This window comes from Roseateles cavernae (assembly GCF_040187885.1).
GTDB classification, from domain to species: domain Bacteria; phylum Pseudomonadota; class Gammaproteobacteria; order Burkholderiales; family Burkholderiaceae_C; genus Roseateles_E; species Roseateles_E cavernae.
On sequence record NZ_JBDPLH010000002.1, the window covers coordinates 618270 to 637294 of the forward strand.

At 70.0% G+C, this 19025-nt stretch carries 17 protein-coding genes; 8 read left to right on the forward strand and 9 right to left on the reverse strand.

Annotated features, from left to right (window positions below; genetic code table 11):
• Positions 1-2 precede the first annotated feature (2 nt).
• Positions 3-1301 carry a glycerate kinase type-2 family protein gene (locus ABGI63_RS09765; RefSeq protein ID WP_349742236.1) on the forward strand — a complete coding sequence of 433 codons (1299 nt, stop codon included), beginning with the start codon at positions 3-5 and terminating at the stop codon, positions 1299-1301.
• Here ABGI63_RS09765 and ABGI63_RS09770 read toward each other — a convergent pair.
• The gene (locus tag ABGI63_RS09770; RefSeq protein WP_349742237.1) at positions 1291-1809 is read right to left on the reverse strand and encodes a hemerythrin domain-containing protein; all 519 of its coding nucleotides are present in this window, start codon (positions 1807-1809) and stop codon (positions 1291-1293) included. The two genes, ABGI63_RS09765 and ABGI63_RS09770, sit on opposite strands and share 11 nt — an antisense overlap.
• A 102-nt stretch (positions 1810-1911) precedes the next feature.
• Here ABGI63_RS09770 and ABGI63_RS09775 point away from each other — a divergent pair, with 102 nt between their 5' ends.
• A complete protein-coding gene (locus ABGI63_RS09775) occupies positions 1912-2643 on the forward strand; it encodes a Crp/Fnr family transcriptional regulator (protein ID WP_349742238.1) in 732 nt (243 codons plus the stop codon).
• A 6-nt stretch (positions 2644-2649) separates the two neighbouring features.
• Here ABGI63_RS09775 and ABGI63_RS09780 read toward each other — a convergent pair whose 3' ends face one another.
• From ABGI63_RS09780 to ABGI63_RS09790, 3 genes are all read right to left on the reverse strand, one after another.
• Complete coding sequence (locus ABGI63_RS09780; RefSeq protein ID WP_349742239.1) at positions 2650-3684, reverse strand: TAXI family TRAP transporter solute-binding subunit; 1035 nt, start codon at positions 3682-3684, stop codon at positions 2650-2652.
• A 1-nt stretch (position 3685) separates the two neighbouring features.
• Positions 3686-4441 (reverse strand): zinc ribbon domain-containing protein, encoded by a 756-nt coding sequence (locus ABGI63_RS09785; protein ID WP_349742240.1) that lies wholly within the window; start codon positions 4439-4441, stop codon positions 3686-3688.
• A 92-nt stretch (positions 4442-4533) separates the two neighbouring features.
• Positions 4534-5172, reverse strand: a complete 639-nt coding sequence (locus ABGI63_RS09790; protein ID WP_349742241.1) for a peptidoglycan recognition protein family protein — start codon at positions 5170-5172, stop codon at positions 4534-4536.
• A 36-nt stretch (positions 5173-5208) separates the two neighbouring features.
• Here ABGI63_RS09790 and ABGI63_RS09795 point away from each other — a divergent pair, with 36 nt between their 5' ends.
• Entirely contained in the window at positions 5209-7107 is a 1899-nt protein-coding gene (locus ABGI63_RS09795) for a M48 family metalloprotease (protein ID WP_349742242.1), read from the forward strand.
• 26 nt (positions 7108-7133) lie between these two features.
• Here ABGI63_RS09795 and ABGI63_RS09800 read toward each other — a convergent pair whose 3' ends face one another.
• The 3 genes from ABGI63_RS09800 to ABGI63_RS09810 are packed head-to-tail and all read right to left on the reverse strand — an operon-like array spanning position 7134 to position 9670.
• Positions 7134-8255 (reverse strand): branched-chain amino acid ABC transporter permease, encoded by a 1122-nt coding sequence (locus ABGI63_RS09800; protein ID WP_349742243.1) that lies wholly within the window; start codon positions 8253-8255, stop codon positions 7134-7136.
• A 40-nt stretch (positions 8256-8295) separates the two neighbouring features.
• The gene (locus ABGI63_RS09805; RefSeq protein ID WP_349742244.1) at positions 8296-8802 is read right to left on the reverse strand and encodes a DUF2938 domain-containing protein; all 507 of its coding nucleotides are present in this window, start codon (positions 8800-8802) and stop codon (positions 8296-8298) included.
• Entirely contained in the window at positions 8795-9670 is an 876-nt protein-coding gene (locus tag ABGI63_RS09810) for a class I SAM-dependent methyltransferase (protein WP_349742245.1), read from the reverse strand. Before ABGI63_RS09810 ends, ABGI63_RS09805 begins: the two co-directional genes overlap by 8 nt.
• Positions 9671-9754: 84 nt before the next feature.
• Here ABGI63_RS09810 and ABGI63_RS09815 point away from each other — a divergent pair, with 84 nt between their 5' ends.
• Positions 9755-10189: a helix-turn-helix domain-containing protein gene (locus ABGI63_RS09815; protein ID WP_349742246.1), complete on the forward strand. Its 435-nt coding sequence runs from the start codon at positions 9755-9757 to the stop codon at positions 10187-10189.
• Here ABGI63_RS09815 and xdhB read toward each other — a convergent pair.
• Both xdhB and xdhA read right to left on the reverse strand, forming a co-directional pair.
• On the reverse strand, positions 10175-12520 hold the full coding sequence (gene xdhB / locus ABGI63_RS09820; protein ID WP_349742247.1) for a xanthine dehydrogenase molybdopterin binding subunit: 2346 nt from the start codon (positions 12518-12520) through the stop codon (positions 10175-10177). The genes ABGI63_RS09815 and xdhB overlap by 15 nt on opposite strands.
• Positions 12517-14061, reverse strand: coding sequence for a xanthine dehydrogenase small subunit (gene xdhA, locus ABGI63_RS09825; RefSeq protein ID WP_349742248.1), 1545 nt, complete (start codon positions 14059-14061; stop codon positions 12517-12519). The genes xdhB and xdhA overlap by 4 nt, the downstream gene beginning before the upstream one ends.
• 89 nt (positions 14062-14150) lie before the next feature.
• On the opposite strand from xdhA, the gene ABGI63_RS09830 reads away from it, so the two are divergent.
• Genes ABGI63_RS09830 through ABGI63_RS09845 form a run of 4 tightly spaced genes read left to right on the forward strand, consistent with a single transcriptional unit; the run spans position 14151 to position 19025 of the window.
• Positions 14151-15131 carry a LysR family transcriptional regulator gene (locus ABGI63_RS09830; protein WP_349742249.1) on the forward strand — a complete coding sequence of 327 codons (981 nt, stop codon included), beginning with the start codon at positions 14151-14153 and terminating at the stop codon, positions 15129-15131.
• 15 nt (positions 15132-15146) lie between these two features.
• Positions 15147-16463, forward strand: a complete 1317-nt coding sequence (gene guaD / locus ABGI63_RS09835; RefSeq protein ID WP_349742250.1) for a guanine deaminase — start codon at positions 15147-15149, stop codon at positions 16461-16463.
• Positions 16460-17977 (forward strand): ABC transporter ATP-binding protein, encoded by a 1518-nt coding sequence (locus ABGI63_RS09840; protein ID WP_349742251.1) that lies wholly within the window; start codon positions 16460-16462, stop codon positions 17975-17977. Before guaD ends, ABGI63_RS09840 begins: the two co-directional genes overlap by 4 nt.
• On the forward strand, positions 17964-19025 hold the full coding sequence (locus ABGI63_RS09845) for an ABC transporter permease (RefSeq protein ID WP_349742252.1): 1062 nt from the start codon (positions 17964-17966) through the stop codon (positions 19023-19025). Before ABGI63_RS09840 ends, ABGI63_RS09845 begins: the two co-directional genes overlap by 14 nt.

Sequence of the window (19025 nt, forward strand, 5' to 3'; positions counted from 1 at the left end):
GCATGAGCTCTGCTGATCTGCTGCTGACCGACCCGCGGGCGCTGCTGCGCCATCTCTACGATGTCGCGGTGGCGCGCGCGCTGCCCGGCCAGGTGCTGGCGGCGCAGCTGCCGCCGCCGCCCAAGGGCAGAACCCTGGTGCTGGGCGCCGGCAAGGCCGGTGGCGCGATGGCCCAGGCGCTCGAAGCGGCCTGGCCGCGCCAGGCCCCGCTGTCGGGTCTGGTGATCACCCGCTACGACCACACGCCGCCCGGCTACCGGCCCGAGCGGCTGGAGCTGGTCGAGGCCGCCCACCCGGTGCCCGATGCGGCCGGCCGCGAGGCCGCCGCGCGCATGCTGGCGCTGACCCAAGGCCTGGGCCCGGACGATCTGGTGATCTGCCTGATCTCCGGCGGCGGCTCGGCCCTGCTGAGCCTGCCGGCGCCGGGGCTGAGCCTGGAGGACAAGCAGGCCATCAACCGCGCCTTGCTCAAGAGTGGGGCGGCCATCGGCGAGATGAACTGCGTGCGCAAGCATCTGTCGGCCATCAAGGGTGGGCGCTTGGGCGCCGCCTGCGCGCCGGCGCAAGTCCTGACCCTGACCATCAGCGATGTGCCCGGCGACGACCCGGCAGTGATCGCCTCCGGGCCCACGGTGCCCGATGCCACCAGCTGCGCCGACGCGCTGGCGATCTGCCGGCGTTACGGCATCACCCTGCCGCCGGCCGCGCTGGCCGGGCTGGAGTCGGGCGAATTCGAGACGCCCAAGCCCGGCGACGCCCGCTTCGAAGGCCACCGGCTGACCCTGCTGGCCACGCCGCAGCAAAGCCTGGAGGCCGCCGCCGAAGCCGCCCGCGCGCTGGGCCTGGACGCCCACATCCTCAGCGACGAGATCGAGGGCGAGTCGCGCGAGATCGGCAAGATGCATGCGGCGCTGGCACGGGCGGTGGCGCGGCGCGATGCGCCGTTCAAGAAGCCCTGCGTGATCCTGTCCGGCGGCGAGACCACGGTGACGGTGAAGGCCAAGGGTGGTCGGGGAGGGCGGGCCAGTGAATTCCTGCTCGGCGCCGCGATCGCGCTGCAGGGCGAGCCGGGTGTGCATCTGCTGGCCGCCGATACCGACGGCATCGACGGCATCGAGGACAACGCCGGTGCCCTCGTCACGCCGACCACGCTGGACCGCGCCGCTGCGCTGGGCCTGAGCGCGCAGCGCGAGCTCGATGCCAACAACGCCTACGGCTTCTTCGCGCCGCTGGGCGATCTGGTCTCGCCGGGGCCGACCTTCACCAATGTGAACGACTTCCGGGCCCTGCTCATTCTGTGAGTGTGAGGCCGCGCCGCGCGGCCATCTCGATACCCATCGCCTGAGCTTGCGCCTCGCCCAACAGCGCCCGGGCGGCCGGGAAGACCAGCTCGTTCTCGCTGCGCAGATGCTCGTCGTGCAGCCGCGCAAAGGCCTCGGCCGCCCGCCTCAGCGCGGCCAGCTCGGCCGGGTCGAGGGCCTGCAGCAGCGCGCGCAGCGGCTGCCATTGGGCCTCGATCTCGCGGTGCTGGGCCAGCAGCCGCCGGCAGACCGGTGCCAGCACAGCATCGCTGGCCAACGCCGGGAAGACATGCAGCTCCTCGTCCTGATGGTGCAGCGGCGCGGCGATATCGAAATAGCGCAGCACATCGCGGGCCGCGTCCCGGGCCACCGCATCCGGCCCGGCCGTGGTCAGGTGCTCGCACAGGCGCGTCAGCAGGCTCAGGCTGCGCTCGACCCGCTCATGACAAGCCGCCAGCAGCTCGAAGGGTTGCTGGTAGCTGCTGCCGGGCTGGGGTGCGATGCGCATGGGGCGGATTGTCGCCTGGCCTGGCTTTGACAAAGCGCAAGGACGCCGGCACCGGTCTGGGCCACATTGCAGCCATCATCCCCCGACCGAGCCTCAGACACCGTGGACAGCCCCCAAGCCTCGAGATCCGGCATCGACTCCTTGGCCATCGCGCCGGGTCGGGCCTGCGCACCCGTTGCCGGCAGCGACTGGCAAGCCCTGCTGGGCGGCCCGCCGCTGAACGGGGCGGAGCTGCACGCGCTGAACCAGATGGTGGAGCTGCGCAGCCTGAGCGCCGGCGCGCCGGTGATGCAGCGCGAGCAGCCGGCGCTGCATCTGCTGGCCGTGCTCCGCGGTGCCGTCGGGCTGGGGCAGGCCCGCCATGACCAGCCCTTCCATCTGGAGCGCACGGTGCGGGGCCCGGCCTGGCTGGACCTGAGCAGCGCCTGGCTTGCTCAGGGCTTTGCCCAGGACGCGCGCGCCCAGGGCGAGGCGCAGGTGCTGGCGCTGCCGCTGGCCGCGATGCGGACCTTGCTGAGCCGCGAGGCCTTGATGCTGGACCGCCTGATGGTGGGGCTGTCCCGCACGGTGCAAAGCCTGACCGGCACCGCCCATGACCTGATGCACAAGGATGCCGAGAAACGCCTGGCGGCCTGGCTGCTGCAGCGTGCCGATGGCGAGACCCTGCTGCAGCTGGGCGAGCGCAAGCGCGATATCGCCGCCCAGCTGGCGATCACGCCGGAGACGCTGTCGCGCATGATGCGCCAGCTCAAGCTCAAGGGCCTGATCGAGGTGCAGGGCTATGCGGTGAGCCTGCTGGCACCGGCCGCGCTGCGGCAGCTGGCGGCGGACTGAGCGAGCTCAGCGGCACAGTCCCAGGATGCGCTCCTCGGCCGAGCACTTGGGCTTGGCCGGTTTGGCCGTGCAATTGCGCAGCTCGCGGGTGATGGGCGTGTAATAGCTCCAGCCATTGCCCAGCTCGGGCAGGGTCAGGCTGACCTCGCGCCATTTCGGGTGCCCCTCGGACTGCAGGCGCTCGAAGTTCTGGCAGATCGAGCGGCCCAGCTTGCTGAAGTGGTCGCGCGTGCCGCGGGTGTTGTAGTCGTAGGTGACGAGGAAGGCGCCCACCGAGATCGTCGTGAAGTCCTCGCTCAGCAGGTTGGGGTAGCTGCTGGCACGCACCGTGGCCGGCGCATAGACCGTCAGCGGCGACTTGCTGCTGGGATGGGCGGGGTCGAACTTCAGGAGCTTGATGAACTTCTGCGCCTCGGGCTTCATGTTCGCGACCAGCGGCGCGGGCTGGCCGGCGGCCACCACGACCACGTCGACGGATTTGTCGCCGATCAGCTTGACCAGGGCTTCCTCGTTGGACAGATAGCCGGCCTGCGCCTCCGGCATCGGGCCGCCGAACATCATGCGGTACAGCGTGTGCGTGATCAGCGCCGCACCGGAGCCGACCAGGCCGCCGTTGATCCTGGCGTCCTTGATCTCGTGCAGATAGTTCAGCGGCGAGTCGGCGCGCACGATGTAGTGGATCTCGGTGTTGTACAGCGGCAGGATCACGCGCAGCGGCCGGATGATGGCGGCGGCCTCGCTATTGCCGGTGTCGGCACGGTCGATGAAGGCCTGGTAGACATCGGCCTGCACGACGGCCAGCTTGACCCCGGGCTCGTAGCGCATCAGCTTGACGTTGGCGGCCGAGCCCGAGGTGGCCAGCACCTCCAGATCAATATCCGCATCGGGCGCGACGAACTTGGCCAGATCCTTGCCGATCGCGTAGTAGGTACCCTTGTCGGAGGCGGTGACGATCTTGTAGCGGGCCTGTGCCGCCGCCGTCATGGCACTGCTGATGCCCAGAAGGGTGAGCGCGAGGCAGCGCCAGACGGTGGATCGCATATCAGGGTCTCCGTGGAGCGGGGGTGCACAGGCCGAGTGCGGCCACGGCATCGGTACAGGGGCCGATATTGGGCGGCGGTGGCTCGACGTCCGATCGCTGGGCCGGGCTGGTTCGCGGAGGCCTGGCAGCGGGTCTGGTCGCGGCAGCGGGCCGGCCCAGCGCGGGCGGATCGGCCGCTACGGTTGCCGTGATAGCGGCCGTGACTGCGGCCGCACTGGCCTCCGTCTCTGCGGGCTCGACGCTGCGGTCCGGCACGGCCGCCGGCGCTGCGGCGATGGCCGGCGTCGTGAGCTCGGCCTTCGCCTCGACGGCAGCTGGCGCCGGTGCGGGTGAGACGGCCGATGGGCTGGGCGGCGCCGGCTTGTGCTGGAAGGCATACAGGCCCAGGCCGCCCAGGGCCAGCGCGGCGACCAGCAGCAGGCGCAGCGACGGCGATGTGCTGGCCGCGAGCGCGGGGCGTGCCTCCTGCCAGGGCAGCGAGTCGACCGCGGTCATCGGCATCCCGGTCGGTATCTGCGGCTGAGCCGGGGCGGCTTCCACCAGCGCGACGGCCGTGCCCTCGTTGAGCGCGCCGTTGCAGCGGGCGCAGACGCTGGTCAGGGTCACGTCGTTGACCGCACCGCAGTGCTGGCAGGGCTTCAGATGCAGGGCCGCACCGCATTCATTGCAGAACTTGGAATTCGCCGGGCTCACATGATCGCAATAGGGACACTGGTTCAGTGGCCTGGCGAGTGCGGTGGCGGGTGACATGAGCATGCAGGCGGAATCCGTGCGGTAAGCCGTCATCCTGGCGACATCTCACTATATTGCGCTTCCGGCGCCGCCGCCACCCGGGGGATACGCCCGATTCAGGGGACGGGTTCGGGCAGGGGCCGGCCGGCCAGCCGGGCTGTCACGGCGCCCTGCAGCCAGCCGTTCTGCAGATGGCGGTAGAGATGGCGGCCCGGGCAGAGGGTTTGCGCGCTGTAGTCCTTGTGCGAGGCGATCTGCTCGGCCGACAGGCCGTGGCGCTGCGCCAGCGCGGCCATCAGCTCGGCGGTGGCGCGCAGCTGTGCCGCGCTGGGCTCGACCTCCTCGAAATTGCCCAGCAGCATCACCAGCGCATGGCCGCGCGGGTCGTACTCGGTATTGGTGTCGCCGGCCGTGCCGGGATCGCGGGCCGCGTAGATGCGGCCATCGGGCGCGATCACATAGTGGTAGGGGATGTCGACCCAGCGCTTGCTCAGGCGCGACCATTGCTGCAGCCGGCGCAGATAGGCGGCCACATCCTTGCCCTCGGCCCAGCTCTCGCCCTGGTGGTGCAGCGTGATGTGGGTGATGCGCTGCGGGGGCCGGGGTGGCTCGGCGGTGGCGCTGCCACCCCAGGCGTCGACCGTGATGATGGTCGGCAGGGCCAGGTCTTGCTGGGCCGGTGTGCCGGCGCAGGCCGCCAGTGCGGCGCAGCAGCAAAGTGCCAAAAATGGACGGAGCTTGGGCTTGGGCATCATGGCTTTGATTGTGCAGCCGGCACAATGCCGCGATCAGTGAGGGAGAACGACGAGGCCATGGATTACTCGGACTATGTGCATCTGATGCGCACCCACGAGCAGGCCAGCCAGGACGCGCCCGAGGCCTACCGGCGCCGCGTGCTCTGGTTCGCCGTGCTGGGCTATCTGGCGGTGTTTGTGCTGGCCTTGCTGGCCGTGGCCGGCCTGGCCTGGATCGCGCTGCGGGCGCTGCAGGGCCAGGCGCGCGGCTGGATGATCTGGCCGGCGCTGGCCTGCCTGGGCCTGCTGTGGGCCACGCTGACCGGCATGCGCGTGCCTTTCAGCGAGCCCGAGGGCGAGCGCGTCGAGCGCGAGGATGCGCCCGAGCTGTTTGCCGGCCTCGACCGCATACGCAGCAAGGTCAAGGGGCCGGCCCTGCATGCGGTCATCATCAGCGCTGATTTCAATGCCGCCATCGTCCAGCAGCCGCTCTGGCTGGGCCTGGCGCACCGCAACTACCTGATCCTCGGCTGGCCGATGCTGGCGGCGCTGGAGCCCAAGCGCCTGTATGCGGTGGTCGCGCACGAGTACGGCCATCTGCGCGGCGAGCACGGCAAGCTCTCGGCCTGGATCTACCGCAGCCGGCGTGCCTGGGCCGGGCTCAGCGAGCGCTACAGCGAACAGGACTCGGTCCTCAGCCTGGCGCTGGCCGGTTTCGTGCGCTGGTATTTCCCGCGCTTCAATGCGCTGAGCTTTGCGCTGGCGCGGCAGGACGAGTACGAGGCCGACCGCGTCTCGGCCCGCCTGTTCGGTGCCGAGCTGGCCGGCCAGACCCTGCAGGAGGTGGCGGCCAAGAGCCGTATCTATGCCGAGGACTTCTGGCGCATCTGGTGGCGGCTGGCGCGTCTGAGCGGCAGCCAGCAGCCCGCACCGCATGCACAGATGGCCAATGCCCTGCTGCATGTGGTCCAGCCCGAGCGCGCGCAACAGGCGCTGCGCCAGGAGCTGCGCCAGGTGGCCGATCCGGACGACACCCATCCGGTGCTGAAGGACCGGCTGGCGGCGCTGGGGCAGCCGGTCGGCCTCGGCGAGCTCTCGCCGCGCAGCGCGCTGAGCCTGCTGGGCTCGGCCCGCGAGCGCATCGGCGCGGCACTCGACGCGCAGTGGTGGCAGACCGCGCGGCAGGACTGGGGCCGCCACGGCGAACGCCTGCGCACGCTGCACGCCGATATCAAGGTCTTCCAGGCCCGCAGCACAGTCGGCGATGCGCTGGGCGTCGAAGAGCTGCTGCGCTGGGCCGAGGCGATGCAAGCGCTGAGCGAGCGCGACCCCAGCCCGGTGCTGGAGCGCGCGCTGCTGCTGGCACCGCAGCACGAGCAGGTGCTGCTGCGCCTGTGTCGACACCATGCGTCGCTGGGCAGTAACGACGAGCGTGTCGGCGTCTGGCTCGATCAGCTCTATCAGCAGCATCCGCAACAGGCCTGGCGCGCCGCCACGCTGGCCCGCCAGTGGCTGGACGCCTGTGCCGGCGCGGGATGGCCCCAGCCCTTCGACCTGCGCCAGCGCTGGCGCGACCGGTTGGCCCTGGCCGAGGCGCAGGAGCGGCAGTCCTGGGAGCAGTTCGCCAACACGCCCTGCTGGGAGCGGCCGCTGCCGGTGCAGCTGGACGAGGCGGTGCTGCGCGAGCTGCGGGGTCAGTTGTTGCGCGAGCGCGATGTGCAGGCCGCCTGGCTGGGCAGCCAGGACATCCCGGTCCAGCCGGCCCGGGCGCACCACAGCTTGTGGCTGCAATGCCGGCCCGGTCTGAGCCAACGTGCCGCTGAGGCGCTGGCCCAGCAGATCTACGACGCGATGGAGCTGCCGGGGCGTTTCCGGGTCGTCGTCATCGGCGTGCATGTGGACAAGGGGCGGCGGGAGCAGGTCTCGCAGCTGCTGGCGCTGATGCAGAGGCGCTGACGAGTCCGCCGCGATCCATGCCCGGGTCAGCGGCCCGAGCTAGTCAGCGGCCTGGCGATGGGCGCGGTCGGCTGGGGTGCCGAGGCCTCGCTGCCGTGCTCGTGTGCGGCCCAGAGGCCGCGGGGGCGCAGCAGCATCGTGGCGATCATGGCCAGCGCCACCATCAGCTGGCGCAGGATGGGGGCGTCCAGCCGTCCGTCGGTCATGGCCTGCAAGGGGCCGACCACATAGCGCAGCACCTCGGGCAGGGCCGACAGCAGCAGGGCGCCGAGGATCACGCCGGGGACATGGCCGCTGCCGCCTATCACCACCATCGCGACGATCAGCACCGACTCCTGCATGCTGAAGGACTCGGGCGAGACATAGCCCTGGAAGGCCGCGAACAGGGTCCCGGCCACGCCGCCGAAAGCGGCGCCCATGCCGAAGGCCATCAGCTTCAGGCGGCGCGTGTCTATGCCCATGGCCTTGGCGGCTGTCTCGTCCTCGCGGATCGCCCTCCAGGCCCGACCGATGCGCGAGTGCTCGAGCCGGTGGCAGATCACGATGCCGATGATCACCAGCGTCAGGAACAGGTAGTAGTACAGCGTCACCGGCGGCAGCACCAGGCCCATCAGCTCCAGCGGCTCGCCCAGGTCGAGGCCGAAGAAGTGGATGTCGTCGATCTGGCTGATGCCGTGCGCGCCATTGGTCAGGTTGAGCGGCTGCCGCATATTGACGATGAAGAGGCGGATGATCTCGCCGAAGGCCAGCGTGACGATGGCCAGGTAGTCGCCGTGCAGCCGCAGTGTCGGCGCGCCCAGCAGCACGCCGACCAGGCCGGCAAGACCTGCCCCCAGCGCTATCAGCAACCACCACGGCCCGTGCAGGCCGGCAGGGAACAGCGCCCGGACGGCGGCGAACTGCTCGACCAGATGGGGCGAGGCCAGCAGCGCGAAGACATAGGCGCCCACCGCGTAGAAAGCCACATAGCCCAGATCCAGCAGCCCGGCATAGCCGACGACGATATTCATGCCCAGGGCCAGCAGCACATAGAGCAGGGCCTGGTCAACGATGCGTACCGGCCCGCTGCCCAGTTGCTGCAGCAGCAGCGGCGCCAGCAACAGCGCGATCGCGGCCAGCAGGTAGGCAAGAGCGTTGTGCTTCGGCATGGCAGACCCTTCTCGGCCGGGCCATGATACGGGGCGAGCGCTACTGGAACAGACCGCACCCGCGGGCCAGCCATCCGGCCGCATACAGCCCGAGACCGAAGATGCCGTGCGTCAGCAGGCTGTGGAGGCGGGCAACGGCGGGCCGTGGCGTGAGGCTGGCGGCAATGCCGGCGCCCATGCCCGGCTGCATCAGCAGGAAGGGCGCGGCCACGCTGCCGAGGCCGACGATCAAGGCCGGACCCAGCGTCGGCTGGCGAGCCCAGGCCGGCCCCCAGATCGCCAGCAGCAGGGCCGCGAAGGCGATGCCGATCAGATAGTGGGCGCTCCAGCCGATGGCGCGCTCGCCCTTGACGGGGGCCGAGGCGGCGATGGGGCGGTGACGAAAACGCCCGCGCTTCATATAGATGAGCCAGCGGCCGACCAGCGCATAGTCCAGCGCAGCCATGCCGAACAGCCGCTGCCGGACGAAGGCCCAGAGGTCCATCACGAGCGTCGCGCCGACTCCGATCAGCACCGCGCCGGCCAGGTAGTTGGCGGTCTCAGTCATGGTCGGCGGCCTTTCCCGGCGCGGCCGGTGCCCGTGCGCCGACCATCCAGCAGGCCGCCGTCAGGCGGACCTCGTCGCCGTGCACAAAGGCTTCGAAAGCGGCTCTGACTGTGGCGATGACGTCGGCGCGCGTTGCTTCGTCCGCCGTCTGCAGGGCCAGCCCGACGGGGCCGAGGCGGCTCAGGTAGGCGAGCAGGTCCTGCTCGGGCAGGACGCAGGCCACATCGATCGGCCGGATGTCGATCCCGTCCCAGCCGCTTGCTTCCAGCAATGCCTGGACCCGCTGCCGGTCGGCGAACGCGAACTGCCCGGGCGCGCCCGGCTGGCGGGCGGGCAGATGGGGCAGCAGCGGCGCCGCCGCGCGCTCGGCGGTGGTCATGAAGGGGTTCTCCGCCGCGCTGCGCCAGGCGATGAAGCGCAGCTGGGCGCCGTCTCGCGCGGCGTGGCGCAGATTGGCAAAGGCGCGGACGGGATCATCGAAGAACATCACGCCCAGGCGAGAAACAATCATGTCGAAGCTGTCGGGCTCGAAGGCGTGGGTCTGGGCATTCGCGCAGATGAAGTGGGGCGGGGCGATGTCTTCCCGCTCGGCGCGCGTCCGGGCGGCGGCGATCATCGGCGCCGAGATGTCGAGCCCGGTGCAGCGCCGCTGAGCGCCGTGCAGACGTGCGATCGCGAGCGTGGTCGCGCCGGTGCCGCAGCCGACATCGAGCACCCGGCCGCCCGGGCTGGCGGTGACGACGGCATCAACCAAGAGGTCCTCCAAGGGCCGGAACAGCCGGTCGAGCGAGGCCTGCATATCGACCCAGGCATGGCCTGCCGGCCCGTTCCAGAGTTGTGCCTGCTCGGCATGGTGTGCGCTGCTCATGATCTTGCCCTTGCTTGCGTGCCCACCGGGGGCGGAAGCTAGACTGTGCTACTTCAAGTCGACTTGAAGTCAAGGGGGTAAGGCATGGATATCAGCGAGGTGTCACGGCGGTCCGGCGTTCCTGCCTCGACCTTGCGCTTCTATGACGAGAAGGGGCTGATCAGCTCGATCGGCAGGCAGGGCCTGCGCCGCCTCTTCGACCCCGGCGTGCTGGAGCGGCTGGCGCTGATCGCCCTGGGCCGCGCCGCGGGTTTCTCGCTGGACCAGATTGCGCAGATGTTCGCGCCGGACGGGCAGGCGCGCATCGACCGGCTGATGCTGGCGGACAAGGCGGATGAGCTGGACCGGACGATACGCCGGCTCAGCGCGATGCGCGACGGCCTGCGGCATGCCGCCGTCTGCCCTCAGCCCAGCCATATGGACTGCCCCAAGTTCCGCCGCATCCTGGGGATCGTGGCGGCGGGCGCGCTGGACGCCGCGACCCAGCAGAGGCGTGCGCCGAAGTCAGCCGCCCGCTGACGCGGGGGCGGCCAAGGCCTGCACCGCGTCCAGCACCGCCTCGGCCGTGGCCGGCGCGCGCAGCAGCGGGTCGCAGCGCGCCGGTCCGCAGGCCGCAACCGCGTCCTTGATCGCCAGCAGCACCGAGAAGGGCAAGAGCAGCGGCGGCTCGCCGACCGCCTTGCTGCGGTGGATGCTGTCCTCGCGGTTCGGTGCGTCGAACAGCGCGACGCGGAAATCCGCCGGCATGTCGTTGGCGGTCGGGATCTTGTAGGTGCTGGGCGCGTGCGTCAGCAGGGCGCCGGTCTGCGGATGCCAGACCAGCTCCTCGGTGGTCAGCCAGCCCATGCCCTGCACGAAGGCACCCTCGACCTGGCCGATGTCCAGCGCCGGGTTCAGCGACTGGCCGACATCGTGCAGCACATCGGTGCGCAAGACCCGGCTCTCGCCGGTCAAGGTGTCCACCAGCACCTCGGACACCGCAGCACCGTAGGCGTAGTAGTAGAAGGGCTTGCCCTGCAGTTTGACCCGGTCCCAGTGCAGGCCGGGCGTCGTGTAGAAGCCGTCGCTCCACAGCTGCACCCGCTCCAGATAGGCCTTGGACACCAGCTCGGTGAAGGCGATGCGGCGGCCATGGCCGGCACGCACCTGGTCGCCGCCAAAGCGCAACTCGGTCTCGTCGCAGTCCAGCAGCTTGGCGGCCAGCGTGGCCAGCCGGGTCTTGATCTTGCGCGCGGCGTCTTGGGCGGCCTTGCCGTTCAGATCGCTGCCGGTGGAGGCGGCGGTGGCCGAGGTGTTGGCGATCTTCTGCGTGTCGGTGGCGCTGGCGCGCACCCGCGCCAGGCTCAGGCCCAGCTCATGGGCCACCACCTGGGCCACCTTGGTGTTGAGCCCTTGGCCCATCTCGGTACCGCCATGGTTGACCAGCACCGAGCCATCGGTATAGATGTGGACCAGGGCGCCGGCCTGGTTCAGGTGCACGACGTTGAAGGAGATGCCGAACTTGACCGGGGTCAGCGCCAGGCCCTTCTTCAGCACCGGACTCTGCGCATTGAAGGCGGTGATCTCGGCGCGGCGGGCGTGGTAGTCGCTGGTCGCGATCAGTCTGTCGGTCAGCGGCTGGATGATGTTGTCCTCGACCCGCTGGCCGTAAGGGGTCAGGTCTTGCCCATCACGGTAGAAATTGCGCTGGCGCACCACGAGCGGGTCCAGACCGAGGCGGCGCGCCACCGAGTCCAGAATCATCTCGATGGCCAGCGCGCCCTGAGGGCCGCCGAAGCCGCGGAAGGCCGTGTTGCTCTGCGTGTTGGTCCTGGCGCAATAACCGTGCATCGCCACATGGGGCAGCCAGTAGGCATTGTCGAAATGGCACAGCGCGCGGGCCATCACCGGGGCCGACAGGTCGGCCGAGTGGCCGCAGTTCGAGATCAGCTCGATCTCGGCGGCGAGGATGTGGCCCTCGTCGTCGTAGCCGACCTGCCAGCGGTAGTCGAAACCGTGGCGCCGGCCGGTGATCATGAAGTCGTCGTCGCGGTCCACGCGCAGCTTGACCGGGCGCTTCAGCCGGGTCGCGGCCAGCGCGGCAACGCAGGCGAACACCGCCGACTGCGATTCCTTGCCGCCGAATCCGCCCCCCATGCGCCGGCATTGCACCTGCACCTGGTGGGCGCTCCAGCTTAAGCAATGGGCCAGCAGCTGCTGCATCTCCGACGGGTGCTGGGTCGAGCAGTGCACCAGCAGGCCCCGGTCCTCCTGCGGCAGCGCATAGGAGATCTGGCCCTCCAGATAGAACTGTTCCTGGCCGCCGACGGCCCACTCGCCGGCCAGCCGGTGCGGCGCGGCCGCCAGCGCCTGAGCCGGTTCGCCGCGCGTCAGGTGCATGGGCGGGATCACGTACTGGCCGGCGGCATGGGCTTCGCGGGCGGTCAGCAGGGCCGGCAGCGGCTCGGCCTGGATCGCGGTCTTGGCCAGGGCTGCGGCGCGGCGTGCCAGCTCGCGATCGGTGGCGATCACCGCGAACACCGGCTGGCCCAGATAGGCGAGCGTGTCAGCGGCCAGGATGGGGTCGTCGTGCAGCAGCGGGCCGCAGTTGTTCTCGCCGGGGAAGTCGGCGGCGGTCAGCACCGCGACGACGCCGGGCTGGCGCTGGATCAGCGCGATATCGATGGCCAGCAGCCGGCCGTGCGCCAGCGGCGACAGGCCCAGCGCGGCATGCAAGGTGCCCTGGGCCTCGGCGATGTCGTCGACATAAGTGGCCTCGCCGCTGACATGCAGATGGGCGGATTCGTGGCTGCGGCTGACCCCTACCTGGGGCAAGACCGTGGCGATGGGCAGATCGAGAGGCTTGTTCATGCGGCACTCCCTTCCAGGCTGATGGCGCGCCAGACGCTTGTCGCCGAGGCGGCCAGCGGGGCCTGCTCGCGCGTTTCCAGCCAGAAGCGTTTCAGCAGATTCTGCGCCACCTTCATGCGGTAGGCGGCGCTGGCGCGCAGATCGCTCATCGGCTTGAAGTCCTGGCTCAGCGCGAGCGCTGCAGCGGCCATCGTGGCCTCGCTCCAGGGCTGGCCCAGCACGGCGGCCTCGGCGCCGGCGGCGCGCCTGACGATGGCGGCCATGCCGCCGAAGACGAAGCGTGCCTCGCTGACAAGGCCTGCCGCATCCAGCCTCAGGTTCAACACCGCGCAGACGGCCGAGATATCGCTGTCATAGCGCTTGGAGATCTTGTAGGCGCGCAACCGGGCTTGCTGCAGGTCCGGCAGCGGCAGATGCAGGGCCTCGACGAACTCGCCGCTGAGCAGCGCGTTCTTCATATAGTCCAGATAGAAGTCCTGCAGCGGCATGCGGCGCTGTGCCGTGCCCTTGCGCAGCACGATGTCGGCCCCCAGCGCGATCAGCGCCGGCGCACCGTCTCCGATTGGCGAGCCATTGGCGATATTGCCGCCCAGCGTGCCGGCATGGCGCACCGGCGGCGAGGCGAAGCGCAACCACAGCTCGCGCAGCGGCGGGGCGGCCTCGGTCAGCGCGGCCCAGGCTTGTTCCAGCGAGGCGGCGGCGCCGATCCAGAGGCCGGGCGCTCCGGCAAAGTCTTCGCGGCGGATCTCGCGCAGCTCGTCGACGGCGCCGATATAGATCAGCTCGCCGACATCGCGGAACTGCTTGTTGACCCACAGGCCGATGTCGGTGGCCCCGGCCAGCACGCGGGCCTCGGGCCTGGCTTCCCGCAGCGCGGCGAAGGCGGCCAGGCTGCGCGGCGCGTGGAAACAGTCCTCTCGGCCGGCAAAGGCCGGGTTGGGGGCGGCGTAGTGCAGCGGCGCATCGGCCTGCAGCTCGGCCAGGGCCCGGGCCGCCGGCGCCAGGTCCAGGCGCTGCGGCGGCGCCTCGAACATGCGCTGGCTGGCGTCCAGGATGGGCCGGTAGCCGGTGCAGCGGCACAGATTGCCGGCCAGATCATCGGCCAGCTGTTGGCGGCTCGGCCGGGTGCCGGCTTCGCAGTGGCGCTCGTAAATACTTTGCATGCTGATCACGAAGCCGGGTGTGCAAAAGCCGCATTGCGAGCCGTGGCAGTCCACCATCGCCTGCTGCACCGGGTTCAGGGCCTCCGCCGAGCCGAGGTCTTCGACCGTGATCAGGGCCTGGCCGTCCAGCGTGGGCAGGAACTGGGTGCAGGCGTTGACATTGCGCAGCGCCACCCTGCCGTCCTTGCGCAGCTCGCCGACCAGCACCGTGCAGGCGCCGCAATCGCCCTCGGCGCAGCCTTCCTTCGTGCCGCTGCAGCCGGCGGCATGCTCGCGCAGGTATTGCAGCACCGTGGTGGTCGGGGCCAGGCCGGCGACGTTCTTGATCTCGCCCTGGTGGAAAAAGCGGATCGGACGATGGGTGCTGCTGCTGTTCATGGCGCGCTCTTGTGGACAATTTCGCACCTTAATCCTTCTGCACGGCTTGCATATACGATCATGGGCATGGTGGGCATAAGGGATATCGTATGACGCGGTGGGGAGATTTCGACAAGATCGAGCTTCAACTCGTGCGGGTTCTGCACACCGTGATTGCCGAGCGCAGTGTTTCCCGGGCCGCGATGCGCCTGAACAGCAGTCAACCCGCCGTCAGCGCCCAGCTGCGGCGGCTGCGCGAGCTCACCGGCGACGCGTTGCTGGTGCGCAGCGGCGCCGGCATGACGCCCACCGCCGCCGCGCTGGAACTGCTGGCGCCGGCCGAGCGCCTGCTGCGCGAGGCGGATATGCTGTTCGGCCAGCGCGAGCGTGCAGAGCGCGGCAGCGGCTTCGACCCGTCCACTGCCACGCTGTGCTACCGGATCGCCGCCAGCGACTATCTGGACCCCTTCTTTTTGCCGGCCCTGGTGGCCCAGCTGCAGCGCGCCGCGCCGGGTGTGCAGCTGGATCTGCAGCCCTTGTCCGCCGAGTACGACTACCGCGCCAGCCTGGCCCGGGGCGAGGTCGATCTGGTGATAGGCAACTGGCTGCAGCCGCCCGAGGAGCTGCACCTGGGCCGCCTGCTCAGCGACGAGGTGGTCTGCCTGATGGCGGCCGATCACCCGCTGGCCAAGGCGCGCAGCTGGACCATCGAGCGCTACCTGGCCTGTCAGCATCTGGCGCCCATGCCCTTGAGCCCCGGCCAGCCGGGCGTGATCGACCAGCATCTGGCCAGCCAGGGCCTGAGCCGCCAGATCGCGGTGCGCAGCGCGCACTTCGGTCAGCTGCCCGAGATGGTGGCGCGCAGCCTCTTGGTGCTGACCACCGGCCGGCTCTTCTGTTCCCGTTATCTGGACCGGCTGCCGGTGCGCATCGTGCGCTGCCCGGTGGTTTTTCCGGCGATGGCCTATTACCAGCTCTGGCACGAGCTCAGCCATGGCAGCGCGGCGCTGCGCTGGCTGCGCGAGCAGGTGCGCGAGGTCGCGCGCGGCCTGGTCAGCGAAGCGCCCGCCTCCGCGAAAGTCCGTGCCTGAGACAATGACGAATCCATGAATCCGACACCCGAAAAACTGGCCCTGCGCGGCGATCTGCTGGACTTCACCGCGCTGCCCGGCTGGGCCGAGCTGGACAGCCCGGCCGTGCGCTACCGGCCCGACCATTGGCTCTTGATCGAGAACGGCCGCATCGCCGGCTGCCAGCCCGAGGAACCCGACGCCAGCTGGACCCGGCTGGACCATGCCGGCCGGCTGATCCTGCCCGGCTTCATCGACACCCATGTGCACTGCCCGCAGCTCGATGTGATCGCCTCCTATGGCACCGAGCTGCTGGACTGGCTGAACACCTATACCTTCCCGGCCGAATGCCGCTATGCCGACCCGGCCGTGGCCCGGCGCGGCGCGGCGCGTTTTCTCGATGCGCTGCTGGCCCATGGCACGACCTCGGCCGTCGTATTCCCGACCGTGCACAAGGTCTCGGCCGAGGCCTTGTTCGAGGAGGCCGAGCAGCGCGGCATGCGCCTGATCACCGGCAAGGTGCTGATGGACCGCCATGCGCCCGAGGCGCTGCGCGACGATGTGGCGGGCGCCGAGCGCGACTGCATCGATCTGATCCAGCGCTTCCATGGCCGCGAGCGTCTCGCTTATGCGGTGACGGTGCGCTTCGCGCCGACCAGCACGCCCGAGCAGCTGGCCATGGCCGGCGCGCTGTGCCGCGCCGATGCCTCGCTCTATATGCAGACCCATGTGGCCGAGAACCGCAGCGAGGTCGAATGGGTGAGCCAGCTCTTCCCCGACGCGCGCAGCTATCTGGATGTCTATGCCCGTGAGGGCCTGCTGCATCCGAAGGCGGTGCTGGCCCATGGCATCTGGCTTGATGCGGCCGACCGCCAGGTGCTGGCCGACAGCGGCGCCCAGGTGGCCTTCTGCCCCTCGTCGAATCTGTTCCTGGGCAGCGGGCTGTTCGACTGGGTGGCGGCGCGCGAGGCCGGTTTCGCGGTCAGCGCGGCCAGCGATGTCGGCGGTGGCACCAGCCTGTCGATGCAGCGCAATCTGCTGGACGGCTACAAGGTCCAGGCCATGGCCGGCCAGCGCCTGACGGCCTGGGCGGCCCTGCATGCGGCCACCCTGGGTGCGGCCGAGGGCCTGGGTTTGCAGCAGGAGATCGGCCACTTCGGCCTCGGTACACTGGCCGACCTTTGCGTCTGGGACTGGGCCTGCGGGCCGGTGGCCCGGGCGCGCGACGAGCGGGTCCAGGGCTTGCACGAGCGGGTGTTCGCCTGGATGAGCTTGTCGGACGAACGCAATCTGGTGGCCAGCTATGTGGCCGGCCGGCCCCGTTACCAACGCAGCGACGACATTGCGCCATGACCCTGCGCCTCGAACTCACGGGCATCAGCAAGCAGTACCCGGCCGTCAAGGCCAATGACGGCGTCGGCCTGGCCGTCGCGCCCGGCCAGATCCATGCGGTGCTGGGCGAGAACGGGGCCGGCAAGTCCACGCTGATGAAGATCATCTACGGCGCGGTCCAGCCCGACGAGGGTCAGATCCGCTGGAACGGCCAGCTGGTCACGATCAAGAGCCCGGCCCAGGCGCGGGCGCTGGGCATCAGCATGGTCTACCAGCACTTCTCGCTGTTCGACACGCTGACCGCGGCCGAGAACGTCTGGCTGGGCCTGGACAAGGCCCAGTCGCTGGCCGAGGTGACGGCCCGCATCGAGCAGGTCGCCGCCACCTACGGGCTGGCGGTCGACCCGGCGCGGCCGGTGCACAGCCTGTCGGTCGGCGAACGCCAGCGCGTCGAGATCGTGCGGGCGCTGCTGACCAACCCCCAATTGCTGATTCTTGACGAGCCGACCTCGGTGCTGACGCCGCAGGCGGTCGCCACCTTGTTCGTCACGCTGCGCCAGCTGGCCGACAAGGGCTGCTCCATCCTCTACATCAGCCACAAGCTCGACGAGATCCGCGCGCTGTGCCATCACTGCACGGTGCTGCGGGCGGGCAAGGTCACCGGCGAGGTGGACCCGCGCACGCAGAGCAATGACCAGCTCTCGCGCCTGATGATCGGCGCCGAGCCGCCCAGGCTCAACCATCAGGCACGGCCGGTCGGCGAGCTGGCGCTGGAGCTCCAGGGCCTGAGCCTGGCCAAGGCCTCGCCCTTCGGCACCAGCCTGGAAGACCTGGCGCTGCAGCTGCACGCCGGCGAGATCGTCGGCATTGCCGGCGTCTCGGGCAATGGCCAGCAGGAGCTGATGGCGGCGCTGTCGGGCGAGGATCCGCGCGCCGCGCCGGGCTCGCTGCGGCTGTTCGGCCAGGACATCGCCCGCGCCAGCGCGCGCCAGCGCCGCAAGCTGGGGCTGCACTTCGTGCCCGAGGAGCGGCTGGGCCGCGGCGCGGTGCCGACCCTGTCGCTAGCGCAGAACACCTTGCTGACACGCACCGAGGCCGTCAAGGCCGGCGGCTGGATCGCCCAGGGCCAGGTGCGGCAGATGGCGGCCGAGCTGATCGCGCGCTTCAACGTCCGCGCCGGCGGCCCGGACGCGGCGGCCAAAAGCCTGTCGGGCGGCAATTTGCAGAAGTTCCTGGTCGGGCGCGAGATCGCGGCCAAGCCCCGCGTGCTGATCGTCGCGCAGCCGACCTGGGGTGTGGACGTCGGGGCGGCGGCGCAGATCCGTGGCGAGCTCCTGAAGCTGCGTGATGCCGGCTGTGCGCTGCTGGTGGTCAGCGAGGAACTGGACGAGCTGTTCGAGATCAGCGACCGGCTGCTCGTGATGGCCAAGGGGCGTTTGTCGCCGGCCGTGCCGGTGGCCGAGGCCACGGTGGAGAAGATTGGAGAGTGGATGAGCGGCTTGTGGACGACGGAGGGTGGCCATGCTCAAGCTTGAGAGCCGACCGCAGCCGTCGAAGTGGATGTCGGTCGCCTCGCCGCTGCTGGCGCTGGCCATCACCGTGGTGCTGGGCCTCGGGTTGTTTGTGCTGCTGGGCAAGGATCCGCTGCGCGGCCTGCAGATGTTCTTCTGGGAGCCGGTCAAGAGCGCCTATGCCTGGAGCGAGCTGGGCATCAAGGCCACGCCGCTGATCCTGATCGCGCTGGGCCTGGCGGTGTGCTTTCGCTCCAACGTCTGGAATATCGGCGCCGAGGGCCAGTTCATCGTCGGCGCGCTGGCCGGCGGTTGGGTCGCGATGCAGGCAACACCCGACACCGGCCGCAGCATCGTCCTGCTGATCCTCTTGGCCGGCATGGCCGGCGGCATGGCCTGGGCCGGCATCACCGCGCTCTTGCGCGACCGCTTCAACGCCAGCGAGATCCTGGTCAGCCTGATGCTGGTCTATGTGGCCGATCTGCTGCTGGGTTATCTGGTCTACGGCCCCTGGAAGGACCCGCAGGGCTATAACTTCCCGCAGACCATCAGCTTCCTGGCGTCGACCAAGATCCCGCGCCTCGTCGACGGGCTGCGCATCCATATCGGCGTGCTGATCGCGCTGGGCGCGGTGCTGGCCTTCTGGCTGTTCTTGTTCCGCAGCTATGCCGGCTTTGCGCTGCAGGTCGGCGGGCTGGCGCCGGCCGCCGCGCGCTATGCCGGCTTCTCCTCGCGTCGTGCGCTGTGGACGGCTTTGCTGCTGTCGGGCGGCATGGCCGGGCTGGCCGGGGCGCTGGAGGCGGCCGGGCCGCTGGGCCAGCTGACGCCTTATGTGCCGGCCGGCTATGGCTTCGCCGCCATCATCGTGGCCTTTGTCGGCCGCCTGCATCCGGTGGGCATCGTGTTCTCGGGCATTCTGATGAGCATGTTCTATATCGGCGGCGAGCTGGCGCAGTCGCGCATGGGCCTGCCCAAGTCGATCACCGGCGTGTTCCAGGGCTTGCTGCTGTTCACGCTGCTGGCCTGCGACACCTTGATCCACTACCGCCTGCGCTGGCGTCTGAAGGCCTGA

What these genes read in the sequence shown, in the direction of transcription:
- ABGI63_RS09765 (WP_349742236.1), top strand. Translation starts at nt 3, where the DNA reads ATGAGCTCTGCTGATCTGCTGCTGACCGACCCGCGGGCGCTGCTGCGC.
- ABGI63_RS09770 (WP_349742237.1), bottom strand. Translation starts at nt 1,809, where the DNA reads ATGCGCATCGCACCCCAGCCCGGCAGCAGCTACCAGCAACCCTTCGAG.
- ABGI63_RS09780 (WP_349742239.1), bottom strand. Translation starts at nt 3,684, where the DNA reads ATGCGATCCACCGTCTGGCGCTGCCTCGCGCTCACCCTTCTGGGCATC.
- ABGI63_RS09785 (WP_349742240.1), bottom strand. Translation starts at nt 4,441, where the DNA reads ATGCTCATGTCACCCGCCACCGCACTCGCCAGGCCACTGAACCAGTGT.
- ABGI63_RS09790 (WP_349742241.1), bottom strand. Translation starts at nt 5,172, where the DNA reads ATGATGCCCAAGCCCAAGCTCCGTCCATTTTTGGCACTTTGCTGCTGC.
- ABGI63_RS09800 (WP_349742243.1), bottom strand. Translation starts at nt 8,255, where the DNA reads ATGCCGAAGCACAACGCTCTTGCCTACCTGCTGGCCGCGATCGCGCTG.
- ABGI63_RS09805 (WP_349742244.1), bottom strand. Translation starts at nt 8,802, where the DNA reads ATGACTGAGACCGCCAACTACCTGGCCGGCGCGGTGCTGATCGGAGTC.
- ABGI63_RS09810 (WP_349742245.1), bottom strand. Translation starts at nt 9,670, where the DNA reads ATGAGCAGCGCACACCATGCCGAGCAGGCACAACTCTGGAACGGGCCG.
- ABGI63_RS09815 (WP_349742246.1), top strand. Translation starts at nt 9,755, where the DNA reads ATGGATATCAGCGAGGTGTCACGGCGGTCCGGCGTTCCTGCCTCGACC.
- xdhB (WP_349742247.1), bottom strand. Translation starts at nt 12,520, where the DNA reads ATGAACAAGCCTCTCGATCTGCCCATCGCCACGGTCTTGCCCCAGGTA.
- xdhA (WP_349742248.1), bottom strand. Translation starts at nt 14,061, where the DNA reads ATGAACAGCAGCAGCACCCATCGTCCGATCCGCTTTTTCCACCAGGGC.
- ABGI63_RS09830 (WP_349742249.1), top strand. Translation starts at nt 14,151, where the DNA reads ATGACGCGGTGGGGAGATTTCGACAAGATCGAGCTTCAACTCGTGCGG.
- guaD (WP_349742250.1), top strand. Translation starts at nt 15,147, where the DNA reads ATGAATCCGACACCCGAAAAACTGGCCCTGCGCGGCGATCTGCTGGAC.
- ABGI63_RS09840 (WP_349742251.1), top strand. Translation starts at nt 16,460, where the DNA reads ATGACCCTGCGCCTCGAACTCACGGGCATCAGCAAGCAGTACCCGGCC.
- ABGI63_RS09845 (WP_349742252.1), top strand. Translation starts at nt 17,964, where the DNA reads ATGCTCAAGCTTGAGAGCCGACCGCAGCCGTCGAAGTGGATGTCGGTC.